At 64.0% G+C, this 20,583-nt stretch carries 26 protein-coding genes and 2 pseudogenes; 11 read left to right on the top strand and 17 right to left on the bottom strand.

The genetic code is table 11. The annotated features are described in order from the left end of the window. Positions 1–34: 34 nt before the first annotated feature. Both B4383_RS22985 and B4383_RS22990 read right to left on the bottom strand, forming a co-directional pair. Positions 35–481, bottom strand: a complete 447-nt coding sequence (locus B4383_RS22985) for a GNAT family N-acetyltransferase (RefSeq protein WP_078293641.1) — start codon at positions 479–481, stop codon at positions 35–37. Beyond that, a complete protein-coding gene (locus tag B4383_RS22990) occupies positions 481–939 on the bottom strand; it encodes an SRPBCC family protein (RefSeq protein WP_139360999.1) in 459 nt (152 codons plus the stop codon). The genes B4383_RS22985 and B4383_RS22990 overlap by 1 nt, the downstream gene beginning before the upstream one ends. A 169-nt stretch (positions 940–1,108) precedes the next feature. On the opposite strand from B4383_RS22990, the gene B4383_RS22995 reads away from it, so the two are divergent. Further along, positions 1,109–1,897 carry an SDR family oxidoreductase gene (locus B4383_RS22995; RefSeq protein WP_078293645.1) on the top strand — a complete coding sequence of 263 codons (789 nt, stop codon included), beginning with the start codon at positions 1,109–1,111 and terminating at the stop codon, positions 1,895–1,897. A 192-nt stretch (positions 1,898–2,089) separates the two neighbouring features. Here B4383_RS22995 and B4383_RS23000 read toward each other — a convergent pair whose 3' ends face one another. After that, positions 2,090–2,524 (bottom strand): helix-turn-helix domain-containing protein, encoded by a 435-nt coding sequence (locus tag B4383_RS23000; protein WP_217697271.1) that lies wholly within the window; start codon positions 2,522–2,524, stop codon positions 2,090–2,092. Between B4383_RS23000 and B4383_RS23005 the strand changes: the two genes are divergently transcribed. Further along, complete coding sequence (locus B4383_RS23005) at positions 2,479–2,907, top strand: DUF3237 family protein (RefSeq protein ID WP_286143908.1); 429 nt, start codon at positions 2,479–2,481, stop codon at positions 2,905–2,907. The genes B4383_RS23000 and B4383_RS23005 overlap by 46 nt on opposite strands. Positions 2,908–2,996: 89 nt before the next feature. Here B4383_RS23005 and B4383_RS23010 read toward each other — a convergent pair whose 3' ends face one another. After that, positions 2,997–3,281, bottom strand: coding sequence for a hypothetical protein (locus tag B4383_RS23010; RefSeq protein WP_078293657.1), 285 nt, complete (start codon positions 3,279–3,281; stop codon positions 2,997–2,999). A 229-nt stretch (positions 3,282–3,510) separates the two neighbouring features. Between B4383_RS23010 and B4383_RS27295 the strand changes: the two genes are divergently transcribed. Continuing rightward, entirely contained in the window at positions 3,511–3,639 is a 129-nt protein-coding gene (locus B4383_RS27295) for a hypothetical protein (protein ID WP_286150725.1), read from the top strand. After that, positions 3,638–3,914, top strand: a pseudogene (locus tag B4383_RS27300) (CGNR zinc finger domain-containing protein); the annotation flags it as partial. The gene B4383_RS27295 and the pseudogene B4383_RS27300, both read left to right, overlap by 2 nt. Here B4383_RS27300 and B4383_RS23025 read toward each other — a convergent pair. Next, positions 3,911–4,570, bottom strand: a complete 660-nt coding sequence (locus tag B4383_RS23025; protein ID WP_078293666.1) for a DedA family protein — start codon at positions 4,568–4,570, stop codon at positions 3,911–3,913. The pseudogene B4383_RS27300 and the gene B4383_RS23025 sit on opposite strands and share 4 nt — an antisense overlap. Before the next feature lie 155 nt (positions 4,571–4,725). On the opposite strand from B4383_RS23025, the gene B4383_RS23030 reads away from it, so the two are divergent. Next, positions 4,726–5,763: an endonuclease/exonuclease/phosphatase family protein gene (locus tag B4383_RS23030; RefSeq protein ID WP_078293671.1), complete on the top strand. Its 1,038-nt coding sequence runs from the start codon at positions 4,726–4,728 to the stop codon at positions 5,761–5,763. A gap of 3 nt (positions 5,764–5,766) precedes the next feature. On the opposite strand, the gene B4383_RS23035 is transcribed toward B4383_RS23030, so the two are convergent. The 3 genes and pseudogenes from B4383_RS23035 to B4383_RS23045 form a co-directional block, all read right to left on the bottom strand. Then, on the bottom strand, positions 5,767–6,195 hold the full coding sequence (locus B4383_RS23035; protein ID WP_078293673.1) for a hypothetical protein: 429 nt from the start codon (positions 6,193–6,195) through the stop codon (positions 5,767–5,769). Positions 6,196–6,221: 26 nt separating this feature from the next. Beyond that, positions 6,222–6,855: pseudogene (locus B4383_RS23040) on the bottom strand (phosphoribosyltransferase family protein). Beyond that, complete coding sequence (locus B4383_RS23045) at positions 6,845–7,849, bottom strand: LysR family transcriptional regulator (protein ID WP_078293675.1); 1,005 nt, start codon at positions 7,847–7,849, stop codon at positions 6,845–6,847. Before B4383_RS23045 ends, B4383_RS23040 begins: the two are co-directional and overlap by 11 nt. A 149-nt stretch (positions 7,850–7,998) precedes the next feature. Here B4383_RS23045 and B4383_RS23050 point away from each other — a divergent pair, with 149 nt between their 5' ends. The 3 genes from B4383_RS23050 to B4383_RS23060 all read left to right on the top strand — a co-directional run bounded on the left by B4383_RS23050 (position 7,999) and on the right by B4383_RS23060 (position 11,067). Then, a complete protein-coding gene (locus B4383_RS23050; protein ID WP_078293677.1) occupies positions 7,999–8,772 on the top strand; it encodes an SDR family oxidoreductase in 774 nt (257 codons plus the stop codon). A 163-nt stretch (positions 8,773–8,935) separates the two neighbouring features. Next, a complete protein-coding gene (locus B4383_RS23055; protein ID WP_078293679.1) occupies positions 8,936–10,135 on the top strand; it encodes a CoA transferase in 1,200 nt (399 codons plus the stop codon). Positions 10,136–10,164: 29 nt separating this feature from the next. After that, positions 10,165–11,067 (top strand): hydroxymethylglutaryl-CoA lyase, encoded by a 903-nt coding sequence (locus tag B4383_RS23060; RefSeq protein ID WP_078293784.1) that lies wholly within the window; start codon positions 10,165–10,167, stop codon positions 11,065–11,067. On the opposite strand, the gene B4383_RS23065 is transcribed toward B4383_RS23060, so the two are convergent. Beyond that, positions 11,064–11,354 carry a YiaA/YiaB family inner membrane protein gene (locus tag B4383_RS23065; RefSeq protein WP_078293681.1) on the bottom strand — a complete coding sequence of 97 codons (291 nt, stop codon included), beginning with the start codon at positions 11,352–11,354 and terminating at the stop codon, positions 11,064–11,066. The genes B4383_RS23060 and B4383_RS23065 overlap by 4 nt on opposite strands. A gap of 237 nt (positions 11,355–11,591) precedes the next feature. On the opposite strand from B4383_RS23065, the gene B4383_RS23070 reads away from it, so the two are divergent. Then, positions 11,592–12,146, top strand: a complete 555-nt coding sequence (locus B4383_RS23070; RefSeq protein ID WP_078293683.1) for an SRPBCC family protein — start codon at positions 11,592–11,594, stop codon at positions 12,144–12,146. Here B4383_RS23070 and B4383_RS23075 read toward each other — a convergent pair. The 5 genes from B4383_RS23075 to B4383_RS23095 all read right to left on the bottom strand — a co-directional run bounded on the left by B4383_RS23075 (position 12,136) and on the right by B4383_RS23095 (position 16,102). Further along, entirely contained in the window at positions 12,136–12,756 is a 621-nt protein-coding gene (locus B4383_RS23075; protein ID WP_078293686.1) for a TetR/AcrR family transcriptional regulator, read from the bottom strand. The two genes, B4383_RS23070 and B4383_RS23075, sit on opposite strands and share 11 nt — an antisense overlap. A 68-nt stretch (positions 12,757–12,824) precedes the next feature. After that, entirely contained in the window at positions 12,825–13,424 is a 600-nt protein-coding gene (locus B4383_RS23080; protein ID WP_078293786.1) for a helix-turn-helix domain-containing protein, read from the bottom strand. An 11-nt stretch (positions 13,425–13,435) separates the two neighbouring features. Continuing rightward, positions 13,436–14,383, bottom strand: a complete 948-nt coding sequence (locus B4383_RS23085; RefSeq protein ID WP_078293788.1) for an oxygenase MpaB family protein — start codon at positions 14,381–14,383, stop codon at positions 13,436–13,438. Between the two features lie 52 nt (positions 14,384–14,435). Continuing rightward, a complete protein-coding gene (locus B4383_RS23090) occupies positions 14,436–14,852 on the bottom strand; it encodes a nitroreductase family deazaflavin-dependent oxidoreductase (protein ID WP_078293688.1) in 417 nt (138 codons plus the stop codon). Next, entirely contained in the window at positions 14,849–16,102 is a 1,254-nt protein-coding gene (locus tag B4383_RS23095; protein WP_078293691.1) for an NADH:flavin oxidoreductase/NADH oxidase family protein, read from the bottom strand. Before B4383_RS23095 ends, B4383_RS23090 begins: the two co-directional genes overlap by 4 nt. 120 nt (positions 16,103–16,222) lie before the next feature. Here B4383_RS23095 and B4383_RS23100 point away from each other — a divergent pair, with 120 nt between their 5' ends. Further along, entirely contained in the window at positions 16,223–16,798 is a 576-nt protein-coding gene (locus B4383_RS23100) for a TetR/AcrR family transcriptional regulator (RefSeq protein ID WP_078293695.1), read from the top strand. A gap of 42 nt (positions 16,799–16,840) precedes the next feature. Here the strand turns inward: B4383_RS23100 and B4383_RS23105 are convergent, their stop codons facing one another. Beyond that, positions 16,841–17,914, bottom strand: a complete 1,074-nt coding sequence (locus B4383_RS23105) for a diacylglycerol kinase (protein WP_078293697.1) — start codon at positions 17,912–17,914, stop codon at positions 16,841–16,843. A gap of 21 nt (positions 17,915–17,935) precedes the next feature. Then, positions 17,936–18,727, bottom strand: a complete 792-nt coding sequence (locus B4383_RS23110; RefSeq protein WP_078293700.1) for an SDR family oxidoreductase — start codon at positions 18,725–18,727, stop codon at positions 17,936–17,938. Between the two features lie 92 nt (positions 18,728–18,819). On the opposite strand from B4383_RS23110, the gene B4383_RS23115 reads away from it, so the two are divergent. Beyond that, the gene (locus B4383_RS23115; RefSeq protein WP_078293702.1) at positions 18,820–19,680 is read left to right on the top strand and encodes a helix-turn-helix domain-containing protein; all 861 of its coding nucleotides are present in this window, start codon (positions 18,820–18,822) and stop codon (positions 19,678–19,680) included. 4 nt (positions 19,681–19,684) lie between these two features. On the opposite strand, the gene B4383_RS23120 is transcribed toward B4383_RS23115, so the two are convergent. Continuing rightward, entirely contained in the window at positions 19,685–20,569 is an 885-nt protein-coding gene (locus B4383_RS23120; protein WP_078293705.1) for an AIM24 family protein, read from the bottom strand. Positions 20,570–20,583 lie beyond the last annotated feature (14 nt).

Raw genomic sequence — 20,583 nt, forward strand, 5'->3', positions numbered from 1 at the left:
GGGGCGTTTCCGGATCGCCGGTGTCCGAGGCTCCCTACGGCCGCCACACCATCATCGATTGGGCATCGGTGAATCCGCAGCGCCGGTAGAGAGGTGTGGAGGGCGCGGACGGAGAGAGCACGAGTTTGGCGTAGTGCCGACGCTCCGCTTCTGCAAGTACGGTCTGAACTAGTGCTTCGCCGATGCCGAGACCCCGTGCGGACGGAAGGACGTACAGGTGTCCGAGGTATCCCCAGCTTGCCGCCGCTCGGGGGTTGGGGCTGGGCATCCGTTCGTGCGCGGTCACGCATACCATCCCGACCGCGCACCCTTGGTAGTGTGCCGTCCACACGGTGCGTGAACCCATCCAGGACGCGACGTGGGAGACGAACTCCGGCGACGGTGTTTCGGCGATATGGCAATCCGCAACGTCCTCTTGTGCCCAACACCAACGTAATCCGGCGACGTCGACAGGATCGCCGATGGTGATCACGTGCCTCATCACGACGCCATCGTTGTCGGTAGGCCGAAGAGCCGACGAATCAACAGCACACGAAGGCCCCATCGATGTGGATGCGTGGCGGTCCCGGTGACAGAGCGTTCGAGGTTGTCAAGAAGCTGTTCAACAACCGCGTCGTGTGCCGGAACCACGAGAGTCGTGAGCTTGATCCAATCACTGACGCCGCATTCAAGGTCGAGGGTGTGCTGCACCAGCACTCCGGCGCGGCGAGGCACCGCTTCCAAGACATGTCGGCCGTCGATGACCTTCCCATTCACGCTGTCGAAGGTGAACTCGACGAACCGTCCAGGAACATATGTGGTGCATGTGTATCGGATCTTCCCGTGTCCGCCGCTGGCCCCTTCAGGCAGCGGACGGTCCAAAATCATTGGGCTCCAGTCAGTCCCGGGCCAGAATCGATCTGTGGGTGATCCGAGGGTGGCGAATAACGGCGCGATCACGTCGAGATTTTTTCCTGGAAACTGCCGTTCGTGAACGTTTCTGACTCGCCAGCTGGGTACAGCACTGCGGCCGGTCCAGCGGACACGCGGACGATGGAACGAGCTCATGATCTCAAGTCAATCAGCCCGCTGGGAATGAACTCGGGTGCGGTGAGACTTCAATAGACACGTGAACATCGATCTGACTGGTAAGACCGCCTTAGTCACTGGGTCCACGCAGGGTATTGGACTGGAAATCGTCCGGCAGCTCGCCGCCAGCGGTGCGCGGGCTGTGGTGAATGGTCGCTCGCAGGACCGCGTCGATGAGGCCATCGCCGAGATTGGGCTGCAGAACGGCAGTGTCATCGGAGTCGCCGCGGACGTTTCGACTGCCGAGGGAGTGGAGCTGCTCCGCGAGCAGCTCCCCGAGGTGGACATCCTGGTCAACAACTTGGGCATCTTCGGTGCCGTACCGGCACGTGAGATCACCGACGAACAGTGGCGGAACTACTTCGAGGTGAATGTGCTGTCCGCCGTGCGCCTTATCCGGGCGTACTTGCCGGGGATGATCGAGGCTGGATGGGGCCGCATCATTCAAATCGCCAGTGACTCGGCGATTGTCATCCCGCAGGAGATGATCCACTACGGCGTCTCCAAGACCGCGTTGTTGGGGGTGACGCGTGGGTTCGCGAAGGATGCCGCCGGCTCCGGCGTCACCGTCAACTCGGTCATCGCCGGGCCCACGCACACCGCGGGTGTGGAGGACTTCGTCTATCAGCTTGTCGACACGTCGCTGCCCTGGGATGAGGCACAGCGTGAATTCATGAAGAAGCATCGGCCACAGTCGCTGCTGCAGCGCTTGATCGAACCGGTGGAGATCGCCAACCTGGTCGTCTACCTCAGCTCCCCGTTCGCGTCTGCCACGACGGGCGCTGCGGTTCGTGCCGACGGCGGGTACGTGGATTCGATCCTGCCTTAGCGGCCGCTGGTCGTTGTGGAGTGCGTCTCGTCGATGTCCAGAACGGTGACGAGGGTACGCACCCACCACAGTCGTTGTTGGCGGCCTCGCCTCGCGTAGGGTTCGAGAATGCCGGCGCTGCGGCGAAATGCCGCTCCGCAAGCAGCTTCCGTGGCAAGCGCCAGATGTAGAGCGGCGACGGCAAGACGGGTGTCATCGCACGGTGGTCGGCGACCATGGGACGGCCTCCGGGCAGCATGGAGGGTGTCGACGACGGGGATCCAGTAGCCCGGCACCGTCATCGCGCCACCCTGCAGCGTGAAGGGCGATGGCCAACTCCCCGTAGCCGTCTTCATAGACATTGGCGATGCAGTCCACCAACTCCGACACCTGCGCGCCGCGGCTGACCCAGTCATGGGTGGCGTTCTCGACTGCGTCGCGGATCCGGGTACCGCCGTGATGCAGTAGTGCCACGAGCAGACCGTCGCGGTTCTTGAAATGGTGAGCGACGCCCGCATTGGTCATACCGACTCGGGTGGCGACGGCACGTACCTCGACGGCGTGCGGTCCGGCCTCGACGAGAAGCTCCTCAGCGGCCTTTGGTGCCGCTCTTCCGGGGCGTCTGGCACGTGGCTCAGTACGTAGTATTGCCCACTACGCCGGCCGGCACACGAGTGGTTATCGAAATTCCGGAGGGCAGGCTGGAGGGTCGAGGGATTTCCGCGCAGACTCTGGGCGGCGCGAATGCCGACTGGTTCGTTATCGGGCCGGACGGGACTGGCACCGCAGATTATCGAGGAACCATGCAGACCGCTGACGGCGCGGCGATCTATATACACGGCCATGGCCGGTGCGATATGTCGGCAGGTTTTTCGGCCGGAGCGGTCTTGCGCGGACATGCACATTTCGAGACCGGCAGTGACCAGTACCACTGGCTGAACAAGGTACACGGAGTATTTCGCGGAGTTGTCGTCGGTGACGGCGCGGTGGGAACGGGTGTCTACCATGATGAGTACTTCGAAGTCCGCTGATCCTGCCCTGGCTTGTCCATCTTCTCGTTCAACGGCAAAGAGCCGCTTCCGTAGGCTGATCCGGAAGCGGCTCTTGGTCTTTGGGTGGGTTAGTTGATGCCGCCGATGAACTCGCCGCTGGCGGGCGGGGTGTAACGCATCTGCGGGCCGGCGTTGTTCATCGAGTACTGGCCGGTGCCCAGCCGGGCATGATCCCGGTTATTGCCGCCCGAGCCGTTATTGCCCGCGCCGGCGACGACACTGGAGGTCGGCGCGGCGGTCAATTCGATGGCGGCGAAGCTTGGCACCAAGATCGCGAGACCGATACCGGCCGCGGCGACAACGCGGCTTGCGTTAGTGGAAATTGCCTTCGAGGTGGCGGTGATGGCGGTCATTGTGTCTGCGCTCCAATGCTTTTGAAGATCTACTTGCGATGCTTCTAATAACGTGAGCACTATCTGTTGCCATCCACGATGGCCTGTGATAAATCAGTCAGCCCGGCGCGGAATATTCGGGGGGAACGGCCTGTTCGATAAGGCAAGACAACCGAATGCGACAAACGCGGAACCCCACGGCCATACGACCGAGGGTGGTCCGCGTTCGCGAATACAGTTTGATTCGGTTGTGCGTGGTGCATCGGCGATGTCCACGTGCACCGTCGAGAAGGCGGTGGCGCCGCGCAGTCCCTCGACGCGGGTCACCACACACGGCGACAGTGGTGCATCGGCGATGTCGTTCAACTGGACCGTGTGACCTGCGGGCCCTGTGTGACGCCTTGCGGTGCCTGGCCGCCGAAGTCACCGAGGATCCGAGACCGCCGACGTCCGGCATGACGCACACCCAGGCCGTCACCACGATCAGCACGCTCGCTCGTCAGGCCGTCGACTTCTTCGGCGGCCCGGAACGCCACCAACTGCGTGCTCTACTTCGTAGAGGAGCACCCTCGTTGGGAATGGTGCACGCCGAGGTGCGGTAACTGCGCTCGGGTGAAACGGCATTACGACCGTCAGACCGTGGTGGGCTCCTAGCCGTAATCGGTGACCGCGCGCCGTTTCTCCAGGAGCACCTTGGCGGCCGTCGCGGCGGCCGGGAGGGTCGACAAGATGGCGACGACCAAGATGATGACGTCCAGGTGTTCGCCGACGAAGGCGACGTTACCCAGGAAGTAGCCGACCGTTGTCAGCCCGACACCCCATGCTGCGCTACCGATGGCGTTGTACAGCAAGAATTGTGGATAGCGCATCCCGGACATGCCGGCGATGACCGGGGTGAAGGTGCGCACCACGCCGATGAACTGGGCAACCAGCAGTGTCTTGGGTCCGTGTTTATCGAAGAACTCGCGGGAGGCGGTTAGATACCGCTGTTTGAAGAAGCGGGCATCTTCCTTCTTGAACAGCGCCGGACCCAGCCGACGCCCGATGAAGTACCCGCATTGGCTGCCGAGCAGAGCCGCCACGGCGGCGCATGGCGCCAACACTTGGATCGAGACAGGTGAATTCGGCTGGGCGGCAATCAGTCCTGCGGAGAACAACAGGGTGTCGCCGGGTAGAAACGGAAACAGCAGGCCGGTCTCGATGAAGACGATGACCATGACTCCGGCCAGTACGGCGCCACCGAACAATCCGCCCGCGCCCAGCCAGTACATCGGATCCATGACGTCCGCGGGCGCCAGACCCATGTCCATGGCTGGAAGTTAGCCACGGAACATTGCGGGATAGGAAACAACACGAGAACCCCACCTGGCGCGCTTACGGTGAGTGGGCGTTCCGGCATGACGGACATGTATCAATCGGGCGAATACTCTCGACGTACGGAGGTTCGCGGAATACCGTGGCACGCATGGTTCGCACCACCTTGAGTGTCGCGACGTTCAACATGTACAACTTGCAGGACGCGGACACACCGCTCTACCCCACCTCGAAGCCATGGACTCCCGAGGAATTCAAGCGCAAGAGCGAATGGGCGGCATGGCAATTGGGGATCATCGGGGCGGATATCGTTGGGATGCAGGAAGTGTGGAGCAAGAAGGCACTGGAGGCGGTCCTTGCGGTGGACCCGCAGGGCCTGGCCGACGAATACGACGTCCTGGCCACTCCTGCGATAGGAACCTCCATCACCTGCGCCGCGCTGGTTCGTAAGGGCCTATTGACCGGAAAGCCCAGGTGGATAACCGACTTCCCCAAGGCTGTGCGGCTTGAGTCCAGGGACGACCCCGCGGACCCGCAGGCACCCGTTATCGACGTCTCGATCAAGAGCTTCTCCCGGCCCGTGCTGAACTTCCAGGTTCAGCTGCGCGACGACGAACCGGCCACGGAAGTCTTTGTGGTGCACCTCAAGTCCAAGCTGCCCACGCAGATCAGCAGGGAGGCCTGGTACAAGAAGTCCTCGGCGACCTACCGGCCGCATCAACAGGCGCTGGGTGATGGGATCTCAACCATCCGCCGCACCGCCGAGGCGGTGGCTGTGCGGGTGCTGCTCAACGGGGTCATGCGCGACACCGAGACTCCGGTCATCGTGCTGGGCGATATGAACGACGGCAAAGAGAGCAACACGGCCAACATCCTGACCAGCCAACCGCGCTATCTCGTCGGAGATTCTCAGGGGGGCAGCGACTTTGGACTCTACTCGGCGCAAACGTTGCAGGAATATCGGGACACACGCGACGTGTACTACACCCACGTACATCAAGATCTGCGGGAGTCACTCGACCACGTGATGGTCAGCGAGCAGTTCTACGACCACAGCCGTAAGCGGGTCTGGCTCTTCGACGGGCTGCTGATCAACAACGACCATCTCAACTTCGAGAATCACCGGGAGGCGGGTACCGGCGACCACGGCATCGTCAGGGTGAGCTTCAAGCACGACCCCGTGAAGTGATCGTTACGACATGCTGAGAACTGGCCGGTCGCCGAGTGGGTTCGCCAGCGGCACGGCAAGACTGCCCTGCACGGCGATCAGGACGCACGCCCTGCCGACGGCCTCCCGTGGCGTGCCACCGCGCAGTGCGATCTCTACGGCGTCATCGGTCTCGCGGACGGTCGCGTGCACGCCGTGGCACTGCGGTGTGCCGCTGGTGAAGTGCACGACCACGGCGTTGCCGTCGGGGGAGCGACTCCAGGTGTCGAATGTACTCGGACGGCTGTCGAGGATTCGCGCGTCGTCCTCAAATACGACAGATGAAGCGCCGGGCGGAACCTCCATCGGGGTGGCGACCGAGGTATCGGCTGCTGCCCGCGGCGTATCGAGCCCGCGATCGCCACAGCCCGCGAGGACGGCGAGAGACAGGACTGCCATGACGACCGTGCGCATGCCCCCACGGTAGGCGCCCGGTCAGGTTATCTGGTGATTGGCGGAGAGAGTAGGGCACGGACCTCGTCGTCGGAGATCTGGTGAAAGTCCTCGTAGGCGTCGCCTACCGCCTGGAATCGGGAGGGGCATGACGCGACCACGAAATCGTCCACAAGGGAACCGAATCGGTGGAACGCCGGTTGGGGGGGCAACGGGAACCGCCGCCACCACTCGAGCGGGCGATGTTCGCTTGATCGCCCGCAATGCGACGCGCATCGTCGCACCGGTGGCAATGCCGTCGTCGACCAGAACAACCGTCTTGTCCTCGATGTCGATGCTGTGGTGTCTTAGGTACAGCTGTTCGCGTCGGGCCAGTTCGCGACGCTCACGGGCGGTTACATCCCTGAGCTGTTCGGGGCCGATTCCCATCGCGCGCACGATGTCCTCGTCGACGACCACCTCGCCGCCGCTGGCAATGGCCCCCATCGCGTACTCCTCATGTTCCGGAACGCCGAGCTTGCGTACGACTAGCACTTCTAGAGGAGCCCTCAGGGCTGTCGCGATCTCCCGCCCCACCGGAATTCCGCCACGTGGCAGCGCGAGCACCACGACGTCCTGCATCTTGTATGGCGCAAGGATGCTCGCCAGTACACGGCCGGCGTCCTGGTGATCACTGAACATCCGATCCGGGCGTGACATGGGCGGGTTTTGGGCTCGTGCTCCGAGTGCCTCCATCTTCCAACGGTGATGTCGTGCTGACAACAGCCGTGCGCTGCACGGCTTCGAACAGCCGGTTGCGGACGGCCGACACCGAATGCGGGAGCCACACCGCCTGCACGGGAACCAGTGGGGGATCTGCGATCTCGATCACTCGCACCTTGCCGCGGTAGACAACGCCCGGGTCCTCGGTGACGAACGCGCAATGATCGGGGTTCGCGAGCACCGCCGTGTACGGCGGGGTGCCCTGCACCGGATTGACCAGTAGTTGTGGCTCGAAACCGCTTCGGCGGCAATGTGAAACCAGCAGGTCCGTGTAGAAGGAGTGGCGGGGCGGGGCCCACACCACGATGGGATAGTCCGCGATCTCGATGATATCGATCCGATCGCTGGCGGCGAGGGGGTGAGATTGCACGACCGCGATGCGCAGCGGCTGGTAGAGCACAGTGTCGGTGGCCAGGTCGGTGGGCATATCCACCCCGCGGCGTAGCGCCAGGTCGAGCGAGCCATCGAGGAGGCCCTCGCGCATGGTTCCCGGGAAGACCTGTCGGACGGTGATCGACACCAGGGGGTCCGAGATGACCGCAGGCTCGATGATCCGATAGACCTCCTCACTGGATATCGCAGGAGAGTGCCCGATGACAAAGGCCCGCTGCGGATTCGAGAAATTGCGTGTTGCGTTGGCCAGCACACGTATTCCGGCCAGGAGCGGCCTTGCTCCGGTGTACAGCTCGTGGCCGGCGTCGGTCAGTTGCAGACTGCGTTGCGCGCGTGAGAACAGCTCGACGCCAAGGTCGCGCTCCAGTTGGCGTATCGCCGACGACAGCGCCTGCTGGGTGATAAACAATTCCGCCGCAGCGGCGGCCAGAGTCGGGGCCTCCGCGGCCACGACGAACTGAAACAATCGCCGGGAATCCAGCAAGTTGGCCAGCGAACTATCTGCGGCTGTCGCGCTCATCTGCAATGACAACTCCTACTTGTGCGTATACAAGAATAATATGGTTTTTCCTTGTGCTAGTTAAACCTATGATTTTGTAGGGAGATGTGGGTAGCCATGAGACCCACTCGCCATGACGGGTCCGCGCACGTGTAAAGGGAGATAATCGAGTGACAGATCATTCGCTAAATGGTAAGACAGTTCTCGTCACCGGTGGAGGCAAGAATCTGGGTGGGCTCATCGCCCGGGATCTCGCCGCCAATGGCGCCGGTGCCGTCGCGATCCATTACAACAGCGCGTCGAGCAAGGACGCCGCCGATGAGACGGTGGCCGCGATCCAAGCGGGCGGAGCGAAGGCGGTGGCGTTCCAGGGTGACCTGACCACCGGAGACGCAGTAAGCAAACTATTCGCGGACACCGTCGAAGCGGTGGGGCGTCCCGACATCGCAATCAACACGGTCGGCAAGGTCATCAAAAAGCCGTTCACCGAAATCACCGAGGAGGAGTACGACTCGGCGAGCGCGGTCAACGCCAAATCCGCATTCCTGTTCCTCAAGGAGGCGGGTAAGCACGTTAACGATAACGGCAAGATCGTCACGCTGGTGACATCGCTGCTGGGTGCGTACACCCCGTTCTATGCGGCGTATGCCGGAACCAAGGCGCCCGTCGAACACTTCACCCGCGCTGCGTCGAAGGAGTTCGGGGAGCGTGGTATCTCGGTGACGGCCGTGGGTCCGGGCCCGATGGACACGCCGTTCTTCTACCCGGCAGAGGGTGAGGATGCCGTGGCGTATCACAAGACCGCCGCCGCACTCTCACCGTTCTCGAAGACCGGACTGACCGATATCGAGGACGTTGCTCCGTTCATCCGCTTCCTCGTCAGTGATGGCTGGTGGATCACCGGGCAGACCATCCTGATCAACGGCGGCTACACCACGAAGTAGTCACTGCTGCGATAGCGACCTCGTCCGGGACGTCGAGGTCGCGGGGACTGGCCGCCGTCGCCTTGGCGAGTAAGACGCTCGCCAAGGCGACGGCGGCCAGTTCTGTTCATGCCGGTGGTTAGACGATGCCGGCGTTCAATTGGTTCGGGGTAGCGTCACTGCAATGACGGGTGCTCTCGATGGGATCCGGGTGCTGGAACTGGGCACCCTGATCGCCGGGCCTTTCGCGGGGCGGTTACTCGGGGATATGGGCGCCGAGGTGCTCAAGATTGAGCCGCCCGGTGCACCGGATCCGCTACGGACCTGGGGTCAGGCGGAGGTCGACGGGCACCACGTGTTCTGGACGGTGCACGCTCGCAACAAGAAGGCCATCACCCTGGATCTGCGCACCGAGGCCGGGCGCACACTGTTTCTCGATCTCGTCGAGAAGTCGGATGTGATCGTCGAGAACTTCCGGCCCGGGACCCTGGAGAAGTGGGGTCTGGGCTACAACGTCCTGGCGGAACGCAACAACGGCATCATCTTGGTCCGCGTCTCCGGTTATGGACAGACCGGTCCGGATGCGCACAAGGCCGGATACGCCTCGGTGGCCGAAGCCGCCAGCGGCCTGCGGCACCTCAACGGATTCCCCGGTGGCCCGCCGCCGCGGATGGCGCTCTCGATTGGTGACACTCTCGCCGGGATGTTCGCGGCCCAGGGCGCACTGGCAGCGCTCTATCGGCGGACCGTCACCGGTCGCGGACAGATCGTCGATGCGGCGCTGACCGAGAGTTGTTTGGCCGTGCAGGAATCCACGATTCCCGACTACGACGTGGGTGGGGTGGTACGGGGCCCGTCAGGTACCCGGTTGGAAGGCATCGCGCCATCGAACATCTACCAGAGCGCCGATGGCAGTTGGGTGGTCATCGCCGCTAACCAGGACACCGTGTTCCGCAGATTGTGTGAGGCGATGGATCAACCGGAGCTGAGCACCGATGATCGATTTGTCAATCACGTTGCACGTGGCCGTAATCAGGATGAGCTCGACGCGATCATCGCCGGGTGGGCGGCACAACGCCTGCCCTCCGACATCATCGATGTGCTCAGCGCGGCCGGCGTGATCGCCGGACCCATCAATACCGTTGCCGATGTGGTGCAGGACCCGCAGCTCAAGGCGCGGGAGATGCTCGTCGAGCATTTCGACGAGCGCCTCGGCCGCTCGGTGCTGGGACCCGGAGTGGTTCCGGTGCTGTCCGAATCGCCGGGCGGCGTCCGGAATGCGGGCCCGGCCCGGCCCGGGCAACACAACGAGGACGTCTTCGTGGGGCTGCTGGGCAAGAGCGCCGCCGATATCGAGAAGCTGCGTGCCGAGGGGGTGCTATGAGCACGATGAGCCGCTTGCGCGAGGAGCACGTGCCGCTGCCCGCCCACGTCACCATCCGCGAGGTGCTGCTGCGGGATGGACTTCAGCTCGAGACACCGATCTCGTTGGCGGACAAGCTGAAACTTCTCGACGCGATCGTCGCGACAGGGGTGCGGGAGGTAGAGGCCACCGCGTTTGTGTCACCCTCCAAGATGCCGGCGCTGGCCGACGCCGCAGAACTGTCGGCGCAGCTGTACAACTATCCGGATATCGAGTTCTCCGCACTCGTCGCCAGCCCGAACGGTGCCAAGCGTGCGCTTGCGGCCGGGCTCACCTCACTGGAGTACGTGGTCTCTGCGTCGGACGGACACAGTCGCGCCAACGTGGGCAGCACTAGTGCCGAGGCCACTGCGCGCATCGAGGAGATCGTGGCGCTCGCGCGTGATACGGGTGCCACGGTGGAAGTCATCGTGGCCTGCTCATGGGACTGCCCCTTCGACGGCGCCACCCCCGAACATCGGGTTCTCGACATCGTGCGCAGGGCCCGGGAAGGGGGCGCGGATCGTTTCGCCCTGGCCGACACCATCGGCACCACCACCCCACGCCGCGTCACGAATCTCGTTGCGGCCGTTCGACCCATTGTCGACGGCGCACCGCTGGGCGCGCACTTCCACAACACCCGAGGATCGGGTTTGGCCAGCGCCTACGCCGCTGTGCAATCCGGGGTGACGCGGCTCGACTCTTCGATCGGTGGACTCGGCGGCTGCCCGTTCGCGCCCGGCGCGACCGGCAATATCGCCACCGAGGATCTGGTGTATCTGCTGCGGGACAGCGATATTGACGTCGACGTTGATCTCGAGGCCGCGATCGAGGCAGCCCGACTGGTGCAATCGGTAGTCGGGCACGAGGTCCCGAGCGCTTTGCTGCGCGCGGGTGACCGATTGCTGACCTAGACCGCCGACTTCAGCGGGTTGTGTTCGGCGTAGATCTGCTCGATGCGCGCCTCGTCGAGCCGGTTGCGTACCTGTTGCGATTCGTGGGTATCACGCACGACCTTGGCTAGCCCGAAGCAGCTGGTGACCAGGAAGAGCGTGCACACCGCCAGGAACGCACGGGGCCATGGCGATATCGGCAGGTACGCGACGCCACCCAGTGTCGAGGCGAATGCGACCGCGAAGGCGATGGCGGATTGGACGTAGTACGCGGTGGATGCGCGGACCGTGGGCTCCGATGTGCTCATGCGACCACAGTGGCAGTCGCCGCCCGGTATGGCATGAGTAGAGCTACCCGATGTGCGGGCGCAAGTTTGCGTGTCGGTCGCCGGTAGCGATACGGGGGCTGGCCCCAGGAAATGAGGCCCCGGGCTGGTCTCGATCACTAACTTCCGCGCTTGCCCTTCTGCGGGTGCTGGTAGGGGTCTAGCTTGCTAACTGACTCTCGGGTCAGTTAGCAAGCCGCGTCGAATTCAAGGAGGACCATGTCCACTCCGGTGCTGATCGGGATCATCGTGGGAGTGCTGGCTATCGGGGGGCTGCTGGGAGCAGCAGTGCTTTTCGGTCTCGCCTCCGGTGACAGCGGACCCCGTCGTTTTGGGGTGACCATGCCGGACACCGACTTTTTCGACAAGACGGCATCATTTGCGGTCACCGCGCAGATCAGCGTGCCGGGGCCCGTCGAGCGCGTGTGGACCCAGGTCTCGGAGGGCGGCTATCTGGAGTCGATTCCTTTTGTGTCCGGCCCGGTGAGATCGGGTGACCACGTGGTGACCCGCACGCCGCTGTTCGCGATCACTGAGAAGGTGGTCCACAGCGAGGAGGGCCTCAAGCTGGTCGCGATCGGCACGGGTATTTCAGTTCCACTGGTGCTCAAGTCGTTCGGCGAACGCTGGGAGCTGGCCGCTGAGGGCAACAAGGTGCTGGTGCGCTGGACGGTGGCGGTCACCCCGAAGTGGGTCGGTTGGTTCCCGTTGCGCTGGACGGCGTTCGCGGTGCGCCCGTTCCTGCGCACGTTGTTGTTCCTGGCTATCCGTTAGCCGCCGCACGCGCCAGCGGGACATCTCCGAGAACAATCCCGCTGAACATCGTGGCGATCGTGTCGGCGACTTCGGTCATCGTTGTTGCGGGATCAGCGGATTCGGCGATGATGCTGTTGGCCGTGACGAACATAGTCATGAGCATCCGGGCCGCCATGTGGGTGTGCACATCGGCTTTCAGCTCGCCACGGGCAGCGAGGGTTTCCATGAGGGTGACCAAGGGCGGTAGCACGATGGTCTCGTCGATGTGGCGGTATGTCTCCTCGCCGAGGACCATCGGTGCCTGACGCATGAGCTCCCGGTAGGTCGTGTCGTTGAGTGACCGCGACAAATAGACCCATGCGGAGGTGGCGGCGACCTGCGGGCCGCTCGGGCCCGGCTTGTCCAGACGGCGGATGGCGGTGGTGACGGTGTCGGCGGTCTCGGTCAGGCATTCGGTGAGCAGCGCGGTGAACATCGCTTGCTTATCGGAGAAGTGGTAGTAGAACGTGCCCTTGCTGACCTCGATGCTGCTGACGATGTCGTCGACGGTCACGCTGTTGTAGCCCGTGGTTGTGAAATGCCGACGTGCGGAATCCAGAAGATCGGAACGAGTCTGTTCTGCGTACATCTGCCGCCGAGTAGCCATGCGAATAGTCTAGTCAGATCCCGACTCGTGGTCAGTTTCTGAACTAAGACTCACCACACCATGCGCGCGAGATATGTCTGTGCATAGCGGCGCACCGCCACGGTATCGGTGATATCGAGAACACCCGCGCGATTCGTAAGCAACGAACCCACAAGGCGCACAAGGATTTCCGATACCGCCAGCACGGCCTCGTCGGGCATGGTGACGCCGCTGTGCCGAAGAGAGGTCGCCACCAGCGCACTGGCGCGCACGATGGCCTTATCGCCAGAGGGGGTGTTCAGTCCGATCACCAGCTCGGGCTCGTTCTCGATGATGGTGCCCGCCAAGCGGTTTTCGGTGATGAGCCGCATGGCCAATGTGAAGCACTCGACAATGGCACCTTGCGCATCCTGGCCATGGGCGACGATGGCGAGCTGGCCGAAGATGAGCAGGCACTCGGCTTCGATGAGGTGCTCGAACAGCGCTTCCTTGGTGGGGAAGCGGCGGTAGAGGGTGCGTCGGCTTACCCCGGCACGTCGCGCGATGGCGTCCATGTTGGCACGGCGCATGCCGTGTCGCTCGAACTCGGTGCGCGCAGCATCGAGCACGGCATCGGCGGGTGGGGCGATGGTCACCCCTTGAGTATTCGCCTCTTCGCGCACGCTGCTCATCGGTGTGTGGGTCATGCCGCCCGGTTGTACAGCGGACGGGGGTCGACTCCTTCACGCTTCCAGCCCTCGGAAGCCCACGGCAGGTAGAGCGCACGCACCGGCAGCCTGTTGAACACCGGGTTCAGCGTGCGCATGACCTTGGCGAAGCGCTGAAAATTGCGTTCCTTCTTGTCGTTCCACTCCAGTCGGCAGACCGCCTTCATCTGCGGTGGGAGTGTTCCGACGATGACGGTCCGGATGAAGGCGTTCAAGGGCGCCGATAACACCCGCCATAGGGGCTTGGGAATCTGCTTGGGCCCGGGCACACCCTGACGGATGTACCCCGTTGCGTACAGGATCGTCTTCGTCGGCACGAACCGGTCGAACATCCCCTCCATGTACGTGACGAACTCGTCGTAGGTCTGCGGCTGATTGCGGGCGCTGACGCCGTACAGGCTGTACCAGACCTTGCTCTCCTCGAAGATTCGCACCTTCTCCGCGTAGGACAGACGCCGGATGAACGTGTCGGTGATGTACAGCACCTGATCGACGAACGTCGCGTGAGCCCAGTAGAAGAGCTCCGGATTGAGCGCGTGGTACCGCGACCCGTCACTGATGGTTCCGGTGATCGGCTTATGAAAATCGCGCACCATTCGGCCCCACTTCTGCGGGTCTGCCGAATAGATGGTCTTCATGATGGGCGGGCCGGAGCGGCGTGCCCGGCCGAAGGTGTCGGTGAAGATCACCGAGTGGTCCTCGACCGCCTTGCCCAGCTGCTCGATGCAGTTCTCGGTGCCTGCGAGTCGCTGAAAGCCCAGCACGCCGCGGATATCGCCGTAGAACTTCCACACCAGGGAATCGGCACCCAGTCGCGGTGCTTGCGCGGAGTCGCCGCCGGCGTCATCCACCGGCATAGGAATTGCTTCCCGGAGCCCTTCGTCCAGGGTGACGGGGCGAGTGATGGCGCTCTGATCGACCATGAGCACCACGCTAGCTCAATGGCACAAAACTGCGCAAGTGTGCCAAGGGTGATTAGTCGGTGAAGTCGATACGTACCGATACGGGGGTGGTTTCCAGTGCCTTGACCACCCGCGCACCGACGGCCCCGAACTTGCGGCCCCGCGCGACGACGTCATCATCGGGCCGGAACTGGGCGGTGCCGGTGCGCCACCTGTTTCCCTGCTTCAGGCGGACATTCGGGTTCGCAGCAATGTTGCTGCCCCAGCCCGAGCGGGTGCCGTGCTGGCTGATCACCCACGCGCCGGTCGCGTCGAACTGGACCGAGACCGGGACCCGCCGCAGCTGGCCGGTCTTGCGGCCGGTGCTCTCCAGCTCCGAGGCGAGCGCCGTGTGCAGGCCGAGCTTCGTCAATGCCGCGACGGCTGGATTGAGCAGGTAGCGCCCCATCGCCCGCTCCCTGCGGAACTTGCGCAGTGTCTTGTCCGTCATGAACTTCTCCTTCTCCGAAAGGCGTCGACTCCATTGTTCTTGAGGAGCCGAAGTGCGGTGATCCATGGGCCGATAGTGGGGTCCGGGTCGGTCCCCGCGCCCAGGCGGTGCAGTTGGGTGTTGTGCCACTGGAGTTCCAGTGCGCTGAGGAAAGACTTCGCCCTGCCGGTCGCCGCGAGCCACGCAGGCATGGGGAGGGAGGCTTCCGGGACGGTGAGCTTGTCGTGGCGTGCCGTCAGCAGGCTGTCGGCGGCGACCGGGTTGACGGTGGTTGGACGCCCGAGTCCCACGACATCGCAATCGCCCGATCGGACAGCCTCTGACATCGCGGCCTCGGTGCGGAACCCGCCGGTCACCGCGATCGGAACAGCTCCGGCCGCCTCGCGGGCGGTGCGGGCGTACTCCAGGAAGTAGGCCTCGCGGGCCTGGGTCGACGCCGATGTGACCAGCGGTCTGCCCTCCATCGCCGGGGATTCGTAAGTACCGCCGCTGATTTCGATGAGGTCGACCTCTTCGGAGGCGAGTGCTGCGATGACTGCCCGCGACTCCTCCTCGGTGAAGCCTCCGCGCTGGAAGTCCGCGGAGTTGAGCTTGATGGCGACCGAGAAGCCGGGGCTCACGGCAGCCCGAGTGCGGCGGACAACTTCGAGGACGAAGCGCATGCGACGTTCGGGGTCACCGCCCCACCGGTCGGTGCGCCGGTTGGTGCGCGGCGACAGGAACTGCGCCACCAGATAGCCGTGTGCGCCGTGGATTTGAACACCGTCGAACCCGGCGGTATCCGCGATCGTGGCCGTAGTGGCGTATCGGTCGATGATGTTCTCGATCTCGTCGTCGGCGAGCTCGCGTGGGGCCTGCCAGCCGGGGACATTCATCTTGATTGCCGAGGGTGCCACCGGCTGGGATGCCGTGGCGAGCGGGTTGGCTTGCCTGCCGGGATGGTTGACCTGCATCCAAATCAGGCCGCCGCCGTCCTTGGTCGCCTTGGCCCACCGGGACAGTCCGTCGAGATGTCTGTCGTCCTCGATGACCACGTTCCCCGGCTCGCCCAGATGACTGCGGTCGACCATCACATTGCCGGTCACGACGAGGCCGAAGCCGCCGGTTCCCCAGCGGCGGTACAGCTCGACGAGCCGGTGGTCAGGGCCCTGGGATGCGTCGCCGAGGCCCTCGCTGAGGGCCGACTTCATGAGCCGATTGCGCAGAACCTGGCCCGAGGCCAGGGGGAGGGGGTCGTGTAGGTCTGCCACGCGGCCGACGCTAGTACACCGATTGGTTTACTGCAATGTTCCGGTAATTGCCCCATGCCGGAGACGCCTCGGTAGACTGAGCGGTATAGTTAACACCTGACAAGTTTGGAGGCAGGCAGGATGTCGGCACGTGACGCCTTGATCGCAAGCGTGACGGGTCTGGTGCGGCGCAGGGGCGTCGCGGGAACCGGTCTCAACGCACTGCTCGAGGACAGCGGTGTTTCACGGAGAACCATCTACCTGAACTTCCCCGGCGGCAAGCAGGAGCTGGTCGCCGAGGCGACTCGTCTTGCGGGGCGGGAGCTGACGGACATCATCAAGGCGGCCGGTGACGGGATTGACCCGGCCCGGGGGATTGAACTGTTCATCGAGCTATGGAAGGCGCAGCTCGGCGAAACCGAGATGCAGGCGGGGTGTCCGATCGTCGCTGCTGTGCTGGGACGTACCGACGCACCTCAGGCCGCCGCGGCGGCGGCCGACGCCTTCCGGGATTGGCATGAGCTCCTCGCGGGACGCCTCGAGAAGTACGGGGTGGAAGCGGCCACCGCTCGCTCGCTGGCGCGGACAATGATCGCCGCGATCGAAGGTGCGGTCATCATGTCGATCGCGGAGCAGTCGACCGAGACACTCGATGACGTCGGACAACGTTTGGCGGAGCTGATCCGGCTGCACATCCCGGCTGAATCCAAGCCGTGACCTCCCACCCGGCTGCGCAGTAGGGTCGGCAGACGCGCAGCGTTACCCTGCGCGCCCCTTCCCCGTGATCAGCGGTAGATCCAGTGTGGTGCGCACACCGGCGTCGGCCGCGACGACGGCAGGTACCGCATTGACCACGCGCATGGCCGTCGCGATCAGATTGGCGTAGTTGTGATCGCCACGCGCGCTGGATGAGCCCAAATCCAGGATGTAGCTGGGCTCCCCAGTGATCTCGACACGATAGGTGCCACCTTCGTGTGCGGGCTGTGGCCAGTCCGGTGCCAGATCCTCGCGCAGGCGAGTGAAGTGCTCGAGGACCGTCACGGCCTTGCCGTCCTTCATGCCGCGCACCTCGAAATGCAGCGCGGCCATCGTTCCCGCGGGGATATGCCCCGATGAGATCTCGAAATCCTCGGGCGCGGGCAGTTTTTCGTAGGCCTCAGTGACTTCGTCCAGGTCGATGCCGAGACCGGCGGAGAGCTGTCGTACCACCGAGCCCCAGGCCAGGGACAGCACTCCCGGCTGCAGCAGGATGGGCGTCTCGTCCATCGGCTTTCCGAAGCCCATGACGTCGAACATCACCGTTGCACTGTCGTAGGTGGCGTAGTCCACGATCTCGATACAGCGCACCTGATCGATGCGTTGGCAGGTGCCCATGAGCGCAAGCGGTAGCAGGTCATTGGCAAAACCTGGATCGATTCCACCAATGAAGATCGACGAGTTACCTTCCCGTGCCGCGGTTTCGATGGGTTCCAGCATGTTCTCCGGGAGGACGCCCCACGGATACTGCAGAAATACCGGCGCGCTGGCGGCGATGTTGATTCCGGCCTCGAGGATCGAGCGCAGATCCTCGAGCGCTTCCATCAGCCGGTTGTCGGTCATGGCGGTGTAGACCACACAGTCGGGCTTGAGTGCCAGAATCTCCGCCGGGTCGGTGGTCGCGGAGATGCCGGTGGTGGGGTCGAGCCCGGCGAGCTCACCCGCGTCCTTTCCGGCCTTGTTCGCTCCGGAGACCCACACCCCGACCAGCTCCATGTTCGGGTCGGTGATCACGCCGGCGAGTGCATGCTGGCCGACATTGCCTGTGCCCCAGACGGCTACACGTGTTTTCGTCATATCAGTCCCTTTTGGAAGCGGTCAGGAAAGGTCGGGTAGGGGAATGTCGAGGTTGGGCGCGATGAGGCCGCCGTCGACTTCGAGCACCTTGCCGGTCAGGAAGCTGCCGGCCGGTGAGGCGAGGTAGACGGCGGCTGCCGCGATATCGGCCGGATCTCCCAGTCGATGCAGCGGCGTGTTCTTCTCCAGCGTTGCGCGCACCTCGTCGTTGCCCGCCACGATTTCCAGGGCAGAGGTGAGGATGGAGCCGGGGGCGATGCCGTTGACTCGAATTCTCGGACTCAAATCCATTGCGGCCGTGCGGGTATACTGAGCCAGCGCGCCCTTGGCGGTGCAGTAACCCAGGAAGGCCCGGCCCGGTAGTCGGCCCATGGTGGACGTGATGTTGATGACCGACGCGTTGTCGGATTTGAGCAGGTGTGGCACGGCGGCGCGCAGCAGTGCATGCCCGTTGAGGACATTGAATGAGAAGGCCTCGGCGAGGTCCTCGTTGGTGGTGTCCAAGAACGGTTTCGGCATGGTGCCGCCCACGTTGTTGACGACGATGTCGAGTCGTCCGAACCGGTCGACTGCCTTCTGGGCCAGCGAGGCGGATGCTTCGGTATCGGACAGATCGGCGACGACGATCTCGGCCTGCCTCCCTGCCGCCTCCACCGTCTCCGCGACCTCCCGCAGCTGCGATTCGGTACGCGAGGCGATCAGCACATCGGCGCCCGCCTGTGCGAAGGCCTCCGCAATCGCCGCGCCGAGCCCACGGCCCGCGCCGGTAACGACCGCGACGTTGCCGTCGAGCCTGAAACGGTCCAGAATCATGTCTACCTCCGTGTCGAATATTCGACTACCTTGGGGCGAATAGTCGATGCACTGTAGACCTGGACCTTGCATTGCGCAAGAGGGGAGAACCCATGCCGGCCACCTCGCCGCCGACCGTTCGTGTGGTGCGAATCGTGGAAATGCTTGCTGCTGCAACACAACCCAAATCGCTTAGCGATATTGCCGCAACCACGGGCATTTCCCGTGCCACCGCGACCGCCGTGGTGAACGAGTTGGAGGCCGCGGGGTGGTTGGTGCGTGATGATGAGCTTCGGTACCGCGTCGGGTTGGCCCTGCCCCGTGCCGTCGAGGCCACCATGCCCCGGGAGATTCAGGATGCACTGGCCCGAATTGCCGCAGAGGCGCATGCCGGGGCGACGGTCAGCCGAATAAGCTCGAAGACGTTGACGATCGTTGCCAAGGCGCAGGCGGGACGCCGGGCTGTCGCGGGATTCGCGGTGGGCCAGAGCATCCCGCTTGCCTTTCCCGCCGGTTCGGCGGTCATGCCGTGGCGTTCGTCCGACGAACGTGCGCGGTGGCTCGGTACGGCCCGTGGCCTGAGTGCGCGTTCCGGTCAGCGGCTCGTGCAGCAGGTTGCCGACTATGGATATGTGGTCTACCGCCCCGATCACGATGACACCGGGATGGTCGATCTGCTCTCGGACCTGCTTGGTTCGGTGGGCTCGGAGGTAATGGAGGCGGCGCTGCGCGAACGGCTGCTACGACAGCTGTCCCGGCTCACCTCGCGTCCCTACTCGAGCAATGAACTGACGTCGGACGAGGCACTGCCGATCAGCTATCTGGCGGCACCCATTTTCGAGGGCGCCGATGCCGCGTACGAACTTCAGCTGGGTCCGCTGCTGCCCAGCGCGACCCGTAGGGAGCGGGACGTGCTGATCACGACATTGACGCGCGGAGCGCGGGAGCTATCCGGACTGCTTGGGGAGAGGTGACGCCCTAGCCTGCGGTGACGACGGGGACGCCCTCGGACGGTTGCACGATGACGAACCCCTGGCCCTGGAATGCGACTTGGAGCGCCTCTCCGGAGCCGCGGCCGATGAGGGCGCCGGCCTTGAAGCTCGTCTTGAGCTGGGTCTGCAGATTCGCCGACCAGGCTACTACCGCGTTGGTATCGGCGAATGTGGGCGCCTCGGCGGCATTGAGCACCACTGGCGGACCGTCGGTGGTCAGCGCGACCCAACCGGTTCCGCGGAATGTCGTGTTGAACAGACCGCCTGTCACCATGCTGGCGCCCTTGACCCGCTCGATGTTCCAGTTCAGTCCGGCCGAAAAGGCCAGCACATTCTTGCCGCTGATCGAGAGGCCCGCGTTGTTCAGATTCAGCAGATGAACGTCGAAGGCACGTTCGGCAAGGAACACGTCGCCTTGGCCCGAACACCGCATGAGGGGCAGGCCTTCACCGGTCAGCGCCTTCTTCAGGAACTTGGCCGCGCCGCCGCCCTCGAAGGCGAAGTCGACATTGCCCTGGTAGGCCACCATCGATCCCTGACGTGCCAGGAATGGCTCGCCGAGGCGAACGCGCAACAGCTTTGCGTTCTGGTTGGAGATCGGCTTGGCCTCGTTTTCGCTGAATCGACCGTCCACCAGATCTCCACTGATACCGGAGAATTGGTCGCCGATGGGCTGAGCCTGAGGCGCCGGCTGTGCAGCCGCGGCGGGCGACGTGACCTGTGGTTCGGCCGGTGCGGAGCCTCCGATCGGTGCCGAACTGACCCTGCCCTGGTGTGCGACTTGGTCTGTCCAGCGCTGGCCGTCGTGCCAGCGGAATTCGAACCGGCCGTCGGGATCAGGCTGCCAGCTTCCGGGGTTCGGAGTCGTCATGAACTCCAACCTAG

Origin of the sequence: Mycobacterium sp. D16R24 (assembly GCF_002013385.1) — a bacterium.
In the GTDB taxonomy this organism is placed as follows: domain Bacteria; phylum Actinomycetota; class Actinomycetes; order Mycobacteriales; family Mycobacteriaceae; genus Mycobacterium.